The 17,089-nt window shown below is 66.5% G+C and carries 12 protein-coding genes; all 12 read right to left on the minus strand.

The window, feature by feature from the left end:
* Positions 1 to 7: 7 nt before the first annotated feature.
* Positions 8 to 1,678: a DNA repair protein RecN gene (gene recN, locus ACHMWQ_RS19780; protein WP_396308777.1), complete on the minus strand. Its 1,671-nt coding sequence runs from the start codon at positions 1,676 to 1,678 to the stop codon at positions 8 to 10.
* A gap of 18 nt (positions 1,679 to 1,696) precedes the next feature.
* Entirely contained in the window at positions 1,697 to 2,569 is an 873-nt protein-coding gene (locus ACHMWQ_RS19785; RefSeq protein WP_396308778.1) for an outer membrane protein assembly factor BamD, read from the minus strand.
* A gap of 183 nt (positions 2,570 to 2,752) precedes the next feature.
* The gene (gene lpxC, locus ACHMWQ_RS19790; protein WP_354550405.1) at positions 2,753 to 3,703 is read right to left on the minus strand and encodes a UDP-3-O-acyl-N-acetylglucosamine deacetylase; all 951 of its coding nucleotides are present in this window, start codon (positions 3,701 to 3,703) and stop codon (positions 2,753 to 2,755) included.
* A 268-nt stretch (positions 3,704 to 3,971) separates the two neighbouring features.
* Positions 3,972 to 5,750, minus strand: a complete 1,779-nt coding sequence (gene ftsZ / locus ACHMWQ_RS19795) for a cell division protein FtsZ (protein WP_396308779.1) — start codon at positions 5,748 to 5,750, stop codon at positions 3,972 to 3,974.
* A 99-nt stretch (positions 5,751 to 5,849) separates the two neighbouring features.
* Complete coding sequence (gene ftsA, locus ACHMWQ_RS19800; protein ID WP_396308780.1) at positions 5,850 to 7,142, minus strand: cell division protein FtsA; 1,293 nt, start codon at positions 7,140 to 7,142, stop codon at positions 5,850 to 5,852.
* Between the two features lie 29 nt (positions 7,143 to 7,171).
* On the minus strand, positions 7,172 to 8,089 hold the full coding sequence (locus ACHMWQ_RS19805) for a cell division protein FtsQ/DivIB (protein WP_396308781.1): 918 nt from the start codon (positions 8,087 to 8,089) through the stop codon (positions 7,172 to 7,174).
* Complete coding sequence (locus tag ACHMWQ_RS19810; protein ID WP_354550410.1) at positions 8,077 to 9,000, minus strand: D-alanine--D-alanine ligase; 924 nt, start codon at positions 8,998 to 9,000, stop codon at positions 8,077 to 8,079. The genes ACHMWQ_RS19805 and ACHMWQ_RS19810 overlap by 13 nt, the downstream gene beginning before the upstream one ends.
* 138 nt (positions 9,001 to 9,138) lie before the next feature.
* On the minus strand, positions 9,139 to 11,838 hold the full coding sequence (locus ACHMWQ_RS19815; protein ID WP_396308782.1) for an autotransporter domain-containing protein: 2,700 nt from the start codon (positions 11,836 to 11,838) through the stop codon (positions 9,139 to 9,141).
* A 148-nt stretch (positions 11,839 to 11,986) separates the two neighbouring features.
* The gene (murC, locus tag ACHMWQ_RS19820) at positions 11,987 to 13,399 is read right to left on the minus strand and encodes a UDP-N-acetylmuramate--L-alanine ligase (protein WP_396308783.1); all 1,413 of its coding nucleotides are present in this window, start codon (positions 13,397 to 13,399) and stop codon (positions 11,987 to 11,989) included.
* A gap of 3 nt (positions 13,400 to 13,402) precedes the next feature.
* Positions 13,403 to 14,521, minus strand: a complete 1,119-nt coding sequence (murG, locus tag ACHMWQ_RS19825; RefSeq protein ID WP_396308784.1) for an undecaprenyldiphospho-muramoylpentapeptide beta-N-acetylglucosaminyltransferase — start codon at positions 14,519 to 14,521, stop codon at positions 13,403 to 13,405.
* A 4-nt stretch (positions 14,522 to 14,525) separates the two neighbouring features.
* Positions 14,526 to 15,686 (minus strand): putative lipid II flippase FtsW, encoded by a 1,161-nt coding sequence (ftsW, locus tag ACHMWQ_RS19830; RefSeq protein ID WP_354550415.1) that lies wholly within the window; start codon positions 15,684 to 15,686, stop codon positions 14,526 to 14,528.
* Positions 15,686 to 17,086: a UDP-N-acetylmuramoyl-L-alanine--D-glutamate ligase gene (gene murD, locus ACHMWQ_RS19835; RefSeq protein ID WP_396308785.1), complete on the minus strand. Its 1,401-nt coding sequence runs from the start codon at positions 17,084 to 17,086 to the stop codon at positions 15,686 to 15,688. The genes ftsW and murD overlap by 1 nt, the downstream gene beginning before the upstream one ends.
* Positions 17,087 to 17,089: the final 3 nt, after the last annotated feature.

Genomic DNA, 17,089 nt, shown 5'->3' on the forward strand with positions numbered 1-17,089 from the left:
CGGCGGATCAGGCGTTGCCGTGGATGAGTTGCTGGGCCGCGGCGCGGGCTGCGTCGGTGATGACGCTGCCGGCCAGCATGCGGGCGATTTCCTCGCGCCGCTCTTCGCCGAGCAGCGGCGTCACGCCGGTCGCCACGCGGTCCTCGCCGGCCACGCCATCCTTGGCGATCCGAAGGTGATTGCCGGCCCGCGCCGCGACCTGGGGCGCATGGGTGACGGAAAGCACCTGCACGCGCTCGGCCAGTCGCGCAAGCCGCCTGCCGATCGCCTCAGCCACCGCGCCGCCGACACCCGTGTCGATCTCGTCGAAGACCAGGGTCGGGGCCGAACCGCGATCCGCCAGCGCGACCTTGATCGCCAGCAGGAAGCGGGAAAGCTCACCGCCCGAGGCGACCTTCATCATCGGTCCCGGCCGGGTGCCCGGATTGGTGCGGACGAAGAAATTGACGATATCGATGCCGGCGTCGCTGCGCTCTTCCGCATCCGTCTCGATCGACACGATGAAGGCGGCGCGCTCGAGCTTCAACGCCGGCAGTTCTTCCGCCACGCGGGTCTCGAGTTCTTCGGCGACGGCGCGGCGACGGGCGGACAGGGCCGCGGCCAGCGCATCATAGGTCCGGCAGGCAGCCTCGGCAGCCGCTTCCAGCGCTGCGAGCCGCTCCTCGCCGGAATCGAGCGCGGTAAGATCGGCCACCATCCGGTCGCGCAGGGCGGCGAGATTTTCCACCGCGACATCATGCTTGCGGGCGGCCCCCCGCAGCGCAAACAGGCGTTCTTCGGTGCGCTCCAGTTCCTTGGGATCGAATTCGCTGTCGCGCATCGAGCGCGTCAGGATCGTCTCCGCTTCTTCCAGCGCGTTGATGGCGCTGTCGATCGCCTCGACGACGCCGTCAAGCAAACCCCCGGCCTGATCGCGCTTGCGCTCCAGCCGGCGCGCGAGGCTGGCGAGGTTGGGGATCGGCGAGGTGTGGCCGGCGATTGTGTCATGCGCATCGGAGAGATCGCCCGCGATCTTCTCCGCCTGCATCATGGTGTGGCGGCGCTGGGCGAGTTCCGTCTCCTCGCCGGGCTGCGGCGAGAGCTTGGAGAGCTCCTCGACCGAGGCGCGGAGGTAATCGCCTTCGGACCGCGCCGAGGCGATACGCCGGCGCAAGGCCGCGACTTCGCTCTCGGCAGACCGCCAGGCGCGGAACGCCTCGGCGACCGCGACAGCCTCGGGATCCAGCCCGCCAAACGCGTCGAGCAGCCGGCGATGGATCGCCGGGTCGATCAGCGCGCGATCGTCATGCTGGCCGTGGATCTCGACAAGCGACGCGCCGACATCGCGCAGCAGCGCGACGCTGACCGGCTGGTCGTTGACGAAGGCACGCGTCCGCCCGTCGCCGGTCTGCACCCGCCGAAGGATGATGTCGCCGTCATGATCGATGGAGTTGCTGCCGAGCAGCGTCCGCGCGGGATGGCCGGACGGCACGTCGAAGACGGCGGTCACCTGGCCCTGGCTGGCGCCCTGGCGAACCAGGGCCCCGTCCCCTCGCCCGCCAAGGGCGAGCGAGAGCGCGTCGAGCAGGATCGACTTGCCCGCGCCGGTCTCGCCGGTCAGCACCGTGAGACCGCGCGAGAAGTCGATCTCGAGCCGGTCGATGAGAACGATGTCGCGGATCGCGAGCGCGGCGAGCATGGCGCGCCCTGTCCCCTGCTAGCCCGTGACGGAACGGAAGGCGCGGCTGATCCAGGAGCCCTTGCTCTCCGACGGCGAGACGCCGCCCGTCTGGAGAAGCGAATAGGCGTCCTTATACCACTGCGAGTTCGGGAAGTTGTGACCCAGAACCGCGGCGGCGGTCTGCGCCTCCGGAACGATGCCCATCGCGTAATAGGCAGCGGTCAGACGATAGAGCGCTTCCTCGACGTGACGGGTGTTCGCGTATTCGGTCACGACCAGCTTGAAGCGGTTGATCGCGGCCGGATATTCCTTGCGCTCGAGATAGTAGCGGCCGACCTGCATTTCCTTGCCGGCCAGCTGGTCGCGCGCCACGACGATCGCCTTCTGCGCGTCGTCGACATATTCGGAGGTCGGGTACTTGTCGACCACCTCCTGCATGGCGGCGATCGCCTTCTTCGTCGCGTCCTGGTCGCGCGTCACTTCCGGGATCTGCTTGAAGTAGGACTGGCCGATAATGTACTGCGCGTAGCCCGCATCCGGACTTGCCGGATAGAGCGAGATGTAGCGGCGCGAGGCGTTCACGGCGTCATCATAATTGCCCAGACGATAATTCGTGAAGGCCGTCATGATCAGCGCCTTGCGCGCCCATTCCGTATAGGGGTGCTGCTGATCGACCTGCTCGAACTGCTTCGCCGCGGCCTTCAGCTTGCCATTCTGCATCAGGGTCAGGCCCTGATTGTACATCTGGCCGGCCGGGACATCGGGCTCGTCTACGGTGTCGTCGTCCTTGGTCAGAGAGCAACCAGCGACGGCCACGAGCGCGCAGAGCGCGGCAGCACGCAGGGTGACGGAGCCGAACCGGCCAAAAGCGGCAAAGGTCGACGGGCGGATCGAGCTAACTACGTTCATTCACACATCGAACCGGCGTGAGCCGGCATCGCCTCTTTCGATGGGGCAAAGCGGTGCAGCTTCTGTATCGGAAACAGCACGATGACGCCACCAGCCCTCGCAACCCATTGCCGCAATTTCGTGGCGGAGATGCGAGGGGTGATAGAAATATCCGATCTGTGGGGAATTTGCTGCTTTTGCAGCCTAGGACTTGTCCGGCCCAAAGGCCGCCGCGGGCAAGCGGACGGGCATCTGGTCGTGGACAATGTCGCGCTTCGGCACCGAAGGCGCCTCGACGAAGGTCCAGGCATCCGAATCAGCCAGCAGCGTCTCGACGATCTTGGCGTTCATCCGGTGACCACCGCGATAGGAACGGTAGGCGCCCAGGATCGGCGCGCCGGCCAAGGCCAGATCCCCGACGGCGTCGAGCGTCTTGTGACGCACGAACTCGTCCGCAAAACGGAGACCTTCCGGGTTGATTACCTTGTCGTCGCCCAGCACGACCGTGTTGTCGAGCGAGGAGCCGAGCGCGAGACCGCGCGACCAGTAGAACTCGACATCCTTCAGGAAGCCGAACGTACGGGCGCGCGCGAGATCGCGGCGGAACACCGTGGGATCGAGGTCGACGACGAAGGCCTGGCGGCCGATCAGCGGGGATTCGAAATCGATGTCGATCTCGAAGCGGCGGCCGTCGAATGGCAGCAGCTCGGAGAAGCCACCGGCATGCTCGATGCGGACCGGCTTCAGAACCTTGACGAAGCGGCGCGGCGCCGAAAGCGTGACGATCTCGGTCTGGTCGATCAGGTCGACGAAGGCCGCGGCGCTGCCATCCATCATCGGCACTTCGGCCGCGTCGATCTCGACGACGACATTGTCGACGCCAAGGCCGTTGAAGGTCGCGAGCAGATGTTCGATGGTCGCGACGGAGACGCCGGCGAACGCAACGGTGGTGCAGGAATCGGTGGCGTGCAAGTGGTCGATCCGCGCATGGATCGGGTGACCGTCGCCGGCATCGATGCGGTGGAATACAATGCCCGTATCGGCCTCGGCCGGATTGAGGGACATTGCCACGGGCTTGCCGCTATGAACGCCAATTCCAGATACCACCACGCGGTCGCGCAGAGTGGTCTGGTGCAGGCCTTGTCGTTTAGCCATCAAATCGCCCCGAGAGAGCTTGTCAAAATCTGCGACTGCTCTGTGGTCCGCCCCCTGCTGTTCCGCACCTGTCTGATCCCTGGACCAGGAGAACGGCCAACCAGGAATCACCAGATTCGTCAGCATGTTGTGATGCCTAGATAGAGCGTCGACCGGGCGGTCAACAAATCACTCTTTCTAACCTTCTGTAACGTGGCTTACGGACCCTGAATAAAAGAGGCCCAGCGCTGTCTCCAGTGCCGGGCCTCGATCTTGCTTGTGTCGCGGCTTAGTTCGCCTGGCGGCGGAGGAAAGCCGGGATTTCGAGCTGGTCATCCTCGCTGCGCGGCATCACGCGACCATGCTGGTCGAGCTCTGCCTGGCGCGGGCGATAGTCCGGCTGTGCCTGCTGCGGGGCACGCGGCGGCTGGGCCTGCTGCGGCTGGCGCGGCGCGGCAGCGTAGCCGGCCTGCGGGGCCTGCGGCTGGCGAACCGGCTGCTGCGGGCTGCCCTGCTGGGGAGCGCGCTGCTGCGGGGCCGGCTGCTGGCGGGTTACCGGCGGCGCGGCTTCTTCTTCCCGGCGGCCAAGACGTACATGCGCCAGGCGGCGCAGAAGGCTCATCGGACCACGATCTTCCTCGACCTGCTGCTGGGGCTCGGCGCGCTGGGCCTGCATCTCGCGCTGGGCGACGACCGGGAAGTCCTCGACCCGCGGCATGCGGGATGCGGACGGAGCCTCGGCTGCCGGCGGGATGAAGGGCTGCGGAGCCGGAACGTGATCGTCACGGACCGGAGCCGGCACCATGTCAAACTCGTGATCGAGTTCGGCCTCGGCGTAGGAGACCGCCGGCGGCGCCATCGGAGCGATGGTTACTCCAGGATCACGCACCGGGTTTTGAGCCGGCGCGTGCTGCTGCACGGGAGCCTGCTGGGGAACGGCGGGGCGGAAGGCCGGAGCCTGGGCCTGCGGCGCGCGGGATTCGGTCTGGACCGAGGGGCGCGTCTGGGCCGGAGCCTGCGGAGCAGCCTGCTGGGCGGCAGCCTTCATGCGGGCAGCCATTTCCTGCGTGCGCAGGTCGCCGGGCGAGACTTCGTCCTTGGCGTCCGACTCGATGCCGGTCGCGACGACCGACACGCGGATGACACCCTCGAGGCTTTCCTCGAACGTGGCGCCCAGGATGATGTTCGCGTCGGGATCGACTTCCTCGCGGATACGGGTCGCGGCTTCGTCGACTTCGAACAGCGTCAGGTCACGGCCGCCGGTGATCGAGATCAGCAGGCCGCGGGCGCCGTGCATCGAGGTCTCGTCGAGCAGCGGATTGGCGATGGCCGCCTCGGCAGCCATGATCGCGCGGCGCTCGCCGGAAGCTTCGCCCGTGCCCATCATGGCCTTGCCCATCTCGCGCATCACCGAGCGGACGTCGGCGAAGTCGAGATTGATCAGGCCTTCCTTGACCATCAGGTCGGTGATGCAGGCGACGCCCGAATAAAGGACCTGGTCGGCCATCGCAAAGGCGTCGGCGAAGGTCGTCTTCTCGTTGGCGATGCGGAACAGGTTCTGGTTCGGAATGACGATGAGCGTGTCGACGCTCTCCTGCAGCTCCTTGATGCCGGCTTCGGCAACGCGCATCCGGCGGGCACCTTCGAACTGGAAGGGCTTGGTCACCACACCGACGGTCAGTATACCGTGCGAGCGAGCCGTCCGGGCGATGACGGGAGCCGCACCCGTGCCCGTGCCGCCGCCCATGCCGGCGGTGACGAACACCATGTGCGAACCGGCGAGATGGTCGTTGATCTCGTCGATGACTTCTTCGGCGGCAGCGCGGCCGACATCCGGCATCGAGCCGGCGCCAAGGCCCTCGGTGACAGCGACGCCCATCTGGATCAGACGTTCGGCGCGGGCCGACATCAGCGCCTGGCTATCGGTGTTGGCGCAGACGAACTCGACCCCTTCGAGGCCCGAGCGAATCATGTTGTTGACGGCGTTGCCACCCGCGCCGCCTACGCCAAAGACCGTGATCTTGGGCTTCAGCTCAGTAATATCCGGCATCTTCAGGTTGATCGTCATGGTGACCTCGTCGTCTTGACCCCTAAGCCGGTGGCGTTCCCCGACCATATTTCCGTCAAACTGAAGCGCCCCGCCGCGGACGCTTCATCTTGTTGCTTCTTAAAAACTCTCACGAAACCAGTGACCGAAGCGGGAGAAGTACCCACCCGTTCCGGTCATGGCCAACCGATGCCCCCGCATCGCGGATACCTGCTCGATCTGCGCGACCTGCGGATAGATCAGGAGACCTACCGCGGCCGAGAAGGCCGGCCCGCGCGCCGCCTCCGGCAGACCCGTTACGCCGAGCGGACGACCGAGCCGGACATTGCGGGCAAGAATCCGCCGCGCCGCCTCGGTGATACCTGTCAACTGGCTGGCGCCGCCGGTGAGGACGATGCGCCGGCCGACCATGGTCTGGAAGCCGGAGGCATTGAGCCGGTCACGGACGAGCTCCAGGATTTCTTCGATGCGCGCGCGGATGATGCGCGTCAGCGCCGAGCGCGGAATCTGGTTCGGCAGATCGCGGTCGTCGTCGCCGATCGGCGGGACCGAGAGGATGTCGCGGTCGTCCGACACGCTCGGCAGCGCGCTGCCATGCATGGTCTTCAGCCGCTCGGCATCCTCGATCCGGGTCGAGAGACCGCGGGCGATGTCGGTGGTGACATGCTGGCCGCCGATGGCGATGGCGTCGGCATGGACGAACTGGCCGTCCATGAAGACGGAGATCGTCGTGGTGCCGCCGCCGAGATCGACGCAGGCAACACCCAGTTCGGTCTCGTCGTCGACAAGCGCCGAGAGGCCGGAGGCATAGGGTGTGGCAACCATCGCCTCGACCGAGAGATGGCAGCGGCCGATGGCGAGTTCCAGATTGCGCAGCGGCGCGTTTTCGCCGGTGACGACATGCATGTCGACGCCGAGACGCTCGCCCAGCATGCCGCGCGGATCGCGGATGCCGCCATTGCCGTCGATGGCATAGCCGATCGGCAGGGAATGGATGACGGCGCGATCATCGGTGACGGAGTGCTCGCGGCCGGCGGCGAGAACCCGCTTGATATCCGCCTCGACCACTTCGTGGCCGGCCAGAGCGACGCTGGCGGAAAACGCCTCGCTCGCCAGACGGCCGCAGGAAACGTTGACGATCAGCGACTCGACGGTGACGCCGGCCATGCGCTCGGCCGCGTCAACGGCCAGGCGGATTGCCTGCTCGGCCTTGTCGAGATCGACGACGACGCCCGACTTGATGCCGCGCGAACGCTGGTGGCCGATGCCGAGAACCTCGACCGCATGCGTGCGGCCCGGCAGGACGTCGCCCACTTCGCGCGGCTTCAGACGGGCGATCAGGCAGCAGATCTTCGACGATCCGATGTCGAGGATCGAGACGACCGTGCTCTTCTTGGTGGGCAGAGGACGCATGCGGCTGTCGGATGACACAAAAAGGGACATCAGGTGCTCGCTCCCTTACGCTTGGCGAGCTTTTCGCGTTCCTTGATTTCCGCCGTGCGCCGGGCGGCCGCTTCGGGCGTCATGCGCACGAACATGCGGTCGGCGAGGCGGAAATCGATGCTGACGATGTCCTTGGACAGAAGCCCGTCCTTGGCGTCGAGCTGGGCGATCAGGGCCAGCGCCGCTTCGGGCTTGTCCTGCGGCAGCATCAGCGTGACGCCATTGTCGAGCATCAGGTTCCAGCGGCGCTCCGAGATCAGCACGGCGGCGCGCAGGCGCGAGCGAATCGAGGAAGCCGTCTCCGCGAGCGCGATGGCCTCGCCGGCGCGCTTGTCGGCGCCCTGCCCCACGACGCGGATCAGGTTCTGGTAGTGATCGTCCGACGCATCGCCGATGACGCGGCCGGACTCGTCGATGACCGAGACCGTCTGGTCGCGCTGCCACAGGACGTAAGGCTTGCGCTCGTCGATGGTGATCTTGAGGGTCGCCGGATAGATCTTGCGCAGCGTCGCATTCTCGACCCAGGGCAGCGTCTCAACGCGTTCCCGCGCGGCGGCAAGGTCGAAGGTTGCCAGCGACGCCTGCGGCGGCAGCTCCAGACGGTTCAGGACTGCGATCTCGGAGGTCTCGGTCTGGCCGGTGATGCGCACGGAGTCGATCGCGAGGCCCGAAGCCGAGCTCAGCCAGGTCACGGTCTCGTCGACGCGGTCGGCGGAGATGATGCCGGCAATGCCCGTCGCCGCGAACAGCAGCGCCGTGCCCTTGAGGCCAGCGTGACGCGGCACGCGCCATTCGACGCGCGAGAAGGCACGGATCCGCCGACGCAGCCAGGGCGACAGTTTCAGGCCAGCGGCCATCTCCGTTGCCGGCGCATCGCCTGCCGTCTCCTTGCCGGTTCTCGGGCTTATCTGCCGCAAGACGCGTCCTCCACCATCCAACTCACCAAAGCCGGGAAATCCATTCCCGCGTAGCGCGCCATATCCGGGACCAGCGACGTCGCCGTCATGCCCGGCTGGGTATTCACTTCGAGGCAGACCAGCTGCCCCGTACCACCCGGACCATCGTCGTATCGGAAGTCCGCCCGGCTGATGCCGCGACACCCGAGAGCCCGATGCGCCCGTACCGCTAGATTCTGTATACTTTGGTAAATATTTGGTGAAAGCGGCGCCGGAATAACGTGGCGCGCGCCGTTCGCGGAATATTTGGAATCATAGTCGTACCAGCCGCCCTCGGCCGTCACGAGTTCAATGATATCAAAGGCTTCATCGCCCCGGACGCCACAGGTGAGCTCGCGTCCCGCAACGTAACGCTCGACCATGACGGTCTCGCCGAAGGCCCAGTCATCCGCAAATAATTGTTGAGGCGGGTTAATCGCGTCCTCGCGCACGATCAGCACGCCGAAGCTCGACCCTTCCGCGACCGGCTTGACGACATAGGGCGGCTCCATCGCATGGGCGCGGGCCGCTTCCAGGCGGTGGATGAGCAGCGAGTCGGCGACCGGAATGCCGGCGGCCTGCATGACGTCCTTGGCGCGCGCCTTGTTCATCGCGAGCGCCGAAGCAAGCACGCCGGAATGCGTATAGGGGATGCCGAGGATCTCGAGCACGCCCTGGATCGAGCCGTCCTCGCCATACGGGCCATGCAATGCATTGAAGGCGACGTCGGGCTTCAGCTTCGCCAGGACCTCGGCGATATCGCGCTGCACGTCGACGCGCGTGACCCGGTAGCCGGCCTGCTCCAACGCGTCGGCGCAGCCATTCCCCGAATTGAGCGACACCGGTCGTTCACTGGACCACCCGCCCATGAGGACGGCGACATGCTTCGCCAAAACGCATTCCTTCCAACCGAATCGTATGGTCGGAATATCTACGAAAAATGGTAAAGAAGCGTTAACCAACCGAAATGGTGAACGTGAAAAAGGCGGCCCTTTGCGGGGCCGCCTGGCCGACTGAGTCAATCGGTCGCGTCAGAAGCGGATCTCGCCATTGACCTTCACGGCGTTCGACGTGGCGCCATCTCCGAACGAACCCGCATAGGTCAGGCCGAGATTGACGTTGGCATTCACGGCGACATCGAGACCGGCTTCCAGCAGCAGGCCGTCACGGGCAATCGGCACGCCATCGACGGTAAAACCGGTGCCGGTGCCGCTGAAAGCAAGCGCGGCATCGGGAATATCCTGGAAGGCATGGCGCCAGCCCAGCATGCCGCGCGGCGCCACCTTGACGCCTCCAACCACCATCTCGGTCGAGGCCCGAACGCCCAGCGTCGTGTAGGGCGTGTCGAACGAGGCGCCGTCGGAGCGCAGGCCGGTTACCGGCGCGTTGGTCTCCGCGAAGCCATCGGCGTCGACATTCACCCAGCCGATGCCGGCGAAGGGCTCGAGCGTCGAGACGCCGAACTGGGTCTCGTAGCCGAGCTCGGCGAAGAGATTGGCCGTGGTCGCGTCATAGGACGCCTCCGGCCGCTCGACGAGGTCGCCAAGGACGGTCGTGCGCTTCGTGTCGATCGAACTCCACGCGATAGAGGCGCCGCCGCGCAGGCGGAGCTGGTCGAACCGCGCGCCGCCATAGAGCGCCAGCAGGCCGGTGTCGATGTCGGCCGAGGAAGCGCGGTCGTCGACATCGGTCGAACCCCGGCTGTAGCCGCCGGCCAGGCCCAGCGTGTAGCCCTCGCCCGTCAGGTCGGCGCCGACCAGCACGCCGCCCAGATTGGTATCGACGCCGGCCGCGTTGTCATTTCCATCGGTCGAGGTCCACGCACCGAAGGCCTGCGTCCAGGCGGAATAGCCCATGTCGGCCGGCGCCAGCGCGCCGAAGGCCGAGGTGCCCTTTCCCTTCGGTTCCTCGCCATAGGCGAGTGGAGCCGTCGAAGTCGCCGGTGCCTTGGCAGCGCCGATCCGCGACAGGCGCGAGAGGATGGCGAGTTCCGCCTGCATGGATTGCTGCGCCAGCGCGCCGGTCACATCGGCATGCACCTCGCCATCCAGCAGCGCGAAGGAATTTGCCAGCGCCACCGGATCCTCGGCGCCGAACACCCAGCGATAGAGCTCACCATTGCCGTTGGCCGCGTCGATGGCGTTGGCAACGGCGCGCTGATTGGCGGAATTCGCCACGCTGGCGAAGGCGACATCGTTACGATCGAGCGTCACAGAGACCGTGTTGGCGTCGCCGCCGAGCGTCGGGTCGATGAACAGGAAGTCGGATGTGACCGTCAGCGTATCGAAACGCGTGCCCTCAATGCCGCCGGTGGCGTTGATCAGCGTGTAGCGGCTGCCGACCGTATAGGGGCCCTTCTCCGTCGTCAGGGCGATCGTGCCGCCATCCAGCGTGGCAACGCCGTCGACATCGAGCTGGCCGTGATCGCCATTGCCGGCAATGGAGGCGTTCAGGGTCTGGAAGTTGTCGAGCGAGCCGACCGTGGATGTGCCGTAGTCGGCCAGGGTCAGCGAATTCGAGCCCGTCTCTCCGTCGAGCAGTCCGTCGATCGACTGGCCGGCATAGAGCGTGACGGCATCGTCGCCGCCGCCCAGCCGCACGTCGCCAACGATCTCGCCCTTGTTGACCAGCTTGTCGTTCCATTCGCCGGTCAGCGTGATCGCCTGGCCGATGTCGCTGGAGATCTCGCCTTCATTGTAGATCGAGGTCGCCGCAAAGGCCGCGCCCCCCTCGCTGTCATCGACCAGGATGCCGCGCTGGACGCTGTGGATGACGCCGTCGGCATAGTTGTTGATAGTGCCGCCGCCGATCGAGACGGCGTCGGAGATGTTGGGGTCGGTGAGCACGCCGTCCTTGAAGCCGCGAGCGCCCAGCGCCTGGATCGTGCCGTAATTCTCGATCGCGACAAGGCCATCGACATCGACGCCGTCGCCATCCGTATCGGTCGAGCTCGTGACCTGCGCCTCGCCGGAAATCAGGCCGCGGTTGACGATCGACACCGGCGCTGCCGAGCCCGAGGTGTCGAAATTGATGCCGGAGCCGTTGCGGCCGCGGATCGTCGCGCCGGACTCGTTAACAACCGAGGCGCCGAGATCGCCGGTAATGCCGTGCTTCGAGCCCTCGATCAGCCCGCCAGCGAAGTTGTTGACCGCGCCGCCGCCCTTGTCCTGGAAGTCGATGCCGTCGCCGTTGAAGCTGTTGGCGTTCGCCGTGGACTGGATCGTGCCGTGATTGTTGATCGTGGCGTTCTCGCCGGGCCGGATCACATCGGCGCCCGTGGCGGCGCTGATCACGCCGGTCGCGTAATTGTTGATGGTGATCGTGCCGCCGGTCGCCGCGTTCAGATTGATCGCGCGGCTCGCCGTCGAGGTGATCGTGCCATAATTCTCGACCAGCACCGTGCCGCCATAGAGCGGGTTGCTGATCTGGAACGTGTCGTCGCCGTTGCTCTCGATCAGGCCGGTCGCGCGGTTGGCCAGCGTCAGCGAATGGCTGTTGTTGGCGGTGTTGTCATTCAGACGGATGGCGCGGCCGCTAGCCGACTTGATCGTACCGGCATTGTCGATCGACAGGGTCGTCGAGGCGCCGTTGATGGTGACGGCGGTCGCGCTCGTCTGGAAGCTGCCGCCGCTCTGCACCGTCAGAGTGTCGGTCCCGGCCATGGTCAGCGCCGTGGTGCGGGGCGTCCCGGCGACTACGGTCGTGTCCGCGCCATATGCGGCGTTAGACATGGTGGAGAGCACGCCGGTCGCGGCGAGCACCATCCAGCTTACGGAAGAGAATTTCCTGATCACGTCAAAGCCCCCGGTCTGACAACCGGGGTGCTTTACGGATTCAATATGACAGCCAGACAACAGCCGGCATTGGCTGCCGGGTCGGCTAGGCGATCGCGGGCAGCGCCTCGAGTTCGCCCGGCAGAGCATAGGCCCAGCTGGTGATCGAGCCGGCGCCGAGGCAGACGACGAAATCGCCCGGCTTGGCGATCGCGGCGACTTCCGGAGCCAGGGCCTGCGGGCCAGCCAGCGCCCGCGCATCGCGATGGCCGCGCACGAGCAGCCCTTCAACGAGATGGTCGCTGTCGATGCCGTCGATCGGCGCTTCGCCGGCCGCGTAGACCGGAGCGACGAACACCGTATCGGCATCGTTGAAGCAGGTGCAGAAGCCGTCGAACAGATCGCGCAGGCGCGTGTAGCGGTGGGGCTGGACCACGGCGATCACCCGGCCCCGGGTCGAGGCGCGGGCCGCCTTGAGCACGGCCGCGATCTCCACGGGATGGTGGCCGTAATCGTCGAACACTTCGACGCCATTCCAGGAGCCGGTATGGGTGAAACGTCGCTTCACGCCGCCAAACGCGGCTAGGCCGGCGCGGATCGCCTCGTTCGAAATGCCGAGATGATGCGCGATGGCGATGGCGCCGGTCGCGTTCTGCACATTGTGCTCGCCCGGCATCGGCAGGACCAGGTCGACCAGTTCGTCGGTCTCGCCCGTGACGCGGTCGCGGATGCTGGCGGTGAAGATCGACTTGCCGGCATCGTTGCGCAGCTCGCTGTAGCGGATGTCCGCCTGCGGGTTGGCGCCATAGGTGATGATGCGGCGGTCTTCGATCTTGCCGATCAGCGACTGCACTTCCGGATGGTCGAGGCACATCACGGCGAAGCCGTAAAACGGGATGTTCTCGATGAACTGCTTGTAGGCGTCGCGCGCCCTGTCGAACGTGCCGTAGTGATCGAGGTGCTCGGGATCGATATTGGTGACGAGCGCCACGTCGGCCGGCAGCTTGACGAAGGTGCCGTCGCTCTCATCCGCCTCGACGACGACCCAGTCGCTGGCGCCCATGCGCGCATTGGTGCCGTAGGCGTTGATGATGCCGCCATTGATGACGGTCGGATCGAAGCCGCCAGCGTCGAGCAGGGCCGCCACCATCGAGGTTGTGGTGGTCTTGCCATGCGTGCCGGCAATGGCGATGGCGCTCTTCAGGCGCATCAGCTCGGCCAGCATCTCGGCGCGGCGAACCACCGGCAGCAGGCGCTCGCGCGCGGCCTTCAGCTCGGGATTGCTGGCCTTGATCGCGGAGGACACGACGACCACGCGGGCATCGCCCAGATTGGCAGCGTCATGGCCGACGGCGATGGTGACGCCCTTGGCCTTCAGGCGCTGGACATTGGCGTTCTCCGCCGTATCCGAGCCTTGGACCCGGTAGCCGAGATTGACCAGCACTTCGGCGATGCCGCTCATGCCGATGCCGCCGATGCCGACGAAATGGACGGGCCCAATGTCGCGGGGCATTTTCATGACTTAAACTCCGGTCGATGCGCCGAGCCGCTCGCCGCCGGCCACGCGCTCGACCAGATCGGCCAGGCGTTCCACGGCGTCGGGGCGACCGACTGATTTTGCTGCGGCCGCCGCCTGGGCCAGACGGCCCGGCTCAGCCAGAAAGGCGGTCAATTCGCGCGAGAGCCGGTCGGCTGTCAACTCGGCCTGCGGCACGACCCAGCCACCGCCGGCTTTGGCCAGCACGAGCGCATTGGCGCTCTGGTCCTGATCGATCGCGCCGGGAAGCGGCACCATGATCGCCGGGCGGCCGATGACGGCCAGCTCGCAGACGGTCGAGGCGCCCGAGCGCGAGATCACCAGATGGCTCTCCGCGATACGGGCCGGCATGTCGGTGAAGAACGGCGCCAGCTCCGCCGTGACGCCGAGCTTGGCATAGGCGGCGCGGACGCGGTCGATATCCTCGGGCCGGCACTGCTGCACGATCGAAAGCCTCGCGCGGGCCGACGGATCGAGCTTGGCAAGCGCCTCGGGCAGGAGATCGGAGAAGAAGCGCGCACCCTGGCTGCCGCCAAAGATCACCAGATTGAGCGAGCCGTCCGCCGCGATGCGCGGATAAGGCACCCTGCTGGCGTCGATCACCATCTGGCGGACGGGATTCCCGGTCTGCACGATCTTGCCGCTGGCGGCATTGGCGTGGCCGACTTCCGGAAAGCTGGTCGCGACCGCGCTGACGCGCGAAGCGAGCAGCCGGTTGGCGCGGCCGAGCACGGCATTGGCGTCATGGGCGATCGTGGGAATGCGAAGTCGCACGGCCGCCATGAGCGGCGGCACGGTCGGATAGCCGCCGAAGCCGACGACGGCGGCCGGACGCAGCCGCTTCAGCATCGCCTTGGACTGGCGGTAGCCATGCCAGAGGCTGAGGGCGGCGGCGAGAAACACCTTCGGCGATTTCACCGAGGGCGTCGCCGAGCGGATGATATGCGTCTCGTCGGCGGGAAAGTTCTGGCCGTAGGTCTCGGCGCGGTGATCGGTGGCGAGATGCACCGACCAGCCCCGGCTCTTCAGGGCGTAGGCCAGTGCCTCCGCCGGAAACAGATGCCCACCCGTTCCGCCGGCACACAGCAGGATCGTCTTTTCCATCGCCTCAAGCAGCCTTCGGACGGGTCGTCGCAAACCGGCTGAAACCGGAAGTCAGGCGGGCGGGCTCGAAGCGGCGGCGCGTCAGCGCCAGCACGAGGCCCATCTGGAACGCGAGCGCCAGCATGGACGAGCCGCCATAGGAGATGAACGGCAGCGTCATGCCCTTGGCCGGCATCAGGTTCAGGTTCACCGCCATGTTGATGACCGACTGAACGCCGAACAGCACCAGCAGGCCGGCCGAGGCGAGGCGCACGAAGGCATCCTCGTTCTTCAGGCTGTGGCTCATGCCGCGCACGACGACGAAGCCGAACATCAGCACCAGCCCCATGCAGAGGATGATGCCGAATTCTTCGGCGGCCACCGCGAAGATGAAGTCGGTGTGGCTGTCCGGCAGGATGCGCTTCACGACGCCCTCGCCAGGACCCCGGCCGAGCCAGCCGCCGTGAATGACGGAATTGAGCGCGGTATCGACCTGGAAGGTGTCGCCTGCGGCAGGGTCCAGGAAGCGGTTGATGCGGCCCGCGAAGTGCGGAAACACGGTGTAGGCGGCGACGATGCCGACGCCCGCAAGGCCCGCGAGGCCGGCGATCCAGAACCAGGACAGGCCGGCCATGAAGAACACCGCCGACCAGGCGATGACGACCAGCATGGTCTGGCCGAGGTCCGGCTGCGCCACCAGCAGAGCAGCGACGATCGCCAACAGCAGCATGGCGAAGATGTTGCCCGGAATGTCGTTGCGGCGCGAATTCTCGGTAAACAGCCAGGCCGACAGGACGAGGAAGGCCGGCTTGACGAACTCGGATGGCTGCAGCGAGAAGCCCAGGATGTTGATCCAGCGCCGCGCGCCCTTCACTTCCTGGCCGATGAACAGGGTCGCGAACATCAGGACGATGGCGATCGCGAAGACGATCAGCGCCGTCCGGCGCACATTGCGCGGCGACAGGAAAGAGGTGCCGATCATGATGGCGATCGTCGGCACCATGAAGAAAACGTGCCGCTTGACGAAGTGGAAGCTGTCGAGGCCGATGCGCTCGGCCACCGGCGGACTGCCGGCGAGCGACAGCACGACGCCGCCGATCATCAGCGCGAGCAGCCCGAACAGCAGATATTTGTCGACGGTCCACCACCACTCGGCGAAGACACTGCGATCGGCCCGGCTGACCATCACTTAACCTCCACGAGGGGTTTGGCGCCTTCGAGCGCCTGGACGAGGCTGCGGAAATGATCGCCGCGCTTCTCGAAATTGGAATACTGGTCGTAGGAAGCACAGGCGGGCGACAGCAGCACCACCGGCTCCGCCGCGCCATCGCGGGCCGCGTCCTGCGCCGCCGCGGCGACGGCCACGTCCATGGTGCCGGTCATCACCGTCTCGACCTTGCCGGCGAGCGTGGCCGCGAATTCCTCCGCCGCCGCGCCGATCAGATAGGCCTTGGCGATCCTGGGGAAATAGGGCTCGAGGCTGGTGATGCCGCCGGTCTTGGCCTTGCCGCCGGCGATCCAGTAGATCCGCTCGAAGCTTGCCAGCGCCTTTTCGGCGGCATCCGCATTGGTCGCCTTGGAATCGTTGACGAACAGCACCTTGCCGATCCGGGTGACGCCTTCCATGCGGTGCGCCAGCCCCGGAAAGCTCTTCAGCCCTTCCAGGATCGAAAGATCGGACATGCCGATGGCGCGGGCCGCCGCAATCGCCGCCGCCGCGTTCTGGGCGTTGTGAACGCCCCGCAGCGCGCCGATCCCGGCGAGATCGGCGACTTCGCGGATCGCGTCGTCCTCGGCTTCGAAGATCCGGCCCTCCTCGGCGAAGAAGCCGTTGGCGACGGGACGGTGAACCGAGATCCGCTCGACCGGCGTGCCGCGCTTGTCGAGATCAGAGGCGATCGCCGAGCACCACTCGTCGTCGACGCCCACCACGGCCGTCCCGGCGCCGCGCACCAGCCGCGCCTTGATGGCGGCGTAGCGCTCCATCGTGTCGTGCCGGTCGAGGTGGTCCTCGGTCAGGTTGAGCAGGACGCCGACGGTCGGGTCGATGGTCGGCGCCAGGTCGATCTGGAAGGACGAGCACTCGACGATATGGATGCGATCCCGCCCCGGCGGCGCCAGCGACAGGATCGCCGTGCCGATATTTCCGCCAAGCTGCACGTCCCATCCATCGGTGCGAAACATATGCGCAATCAGCGCCGTCGTCGTTGACTTACCGTTGGTGCCGGTGATCGCGATGAAGGGCGAACCGGGCGCGATCGCCCGCCGCTCGCGGCAGAACAGCTCGATATCGCCGATGATCTCGATGCCGGCCGCCTTGGCGAGTTCGACCGTCCAGTGCGGTTTGGGATGCGTCAACGGCACGCCGGGCGAAAGGACGAGCGCCTCGAAACCGGCGAAATCGATCGGCCGCAGATCGGCGGTCGGAATGCCGGCCGCGGCCGCCTTCGCAACCGAATCCGCATTGTCGTCCCATGCCACGACCTTCGCGCCGCCGGCGACGAGCGCCTCGGCGGTCGCAAGCCCGCTGCCGCCGAGCCCGAAGACCGCGACCGACTTGCCGGCAAGGGAGGTGATCGGCGTCATCTG

This window comes from Kaistia sp. UC242_56, from assembly GCF_044452255.1.
Classification (GTDB): Bacteria; Pseudomonadota; Alphaproteobacteria; order Rhizobiales; family Kaistiaceae; genus Kaistia; species Kaistia defluvii_A.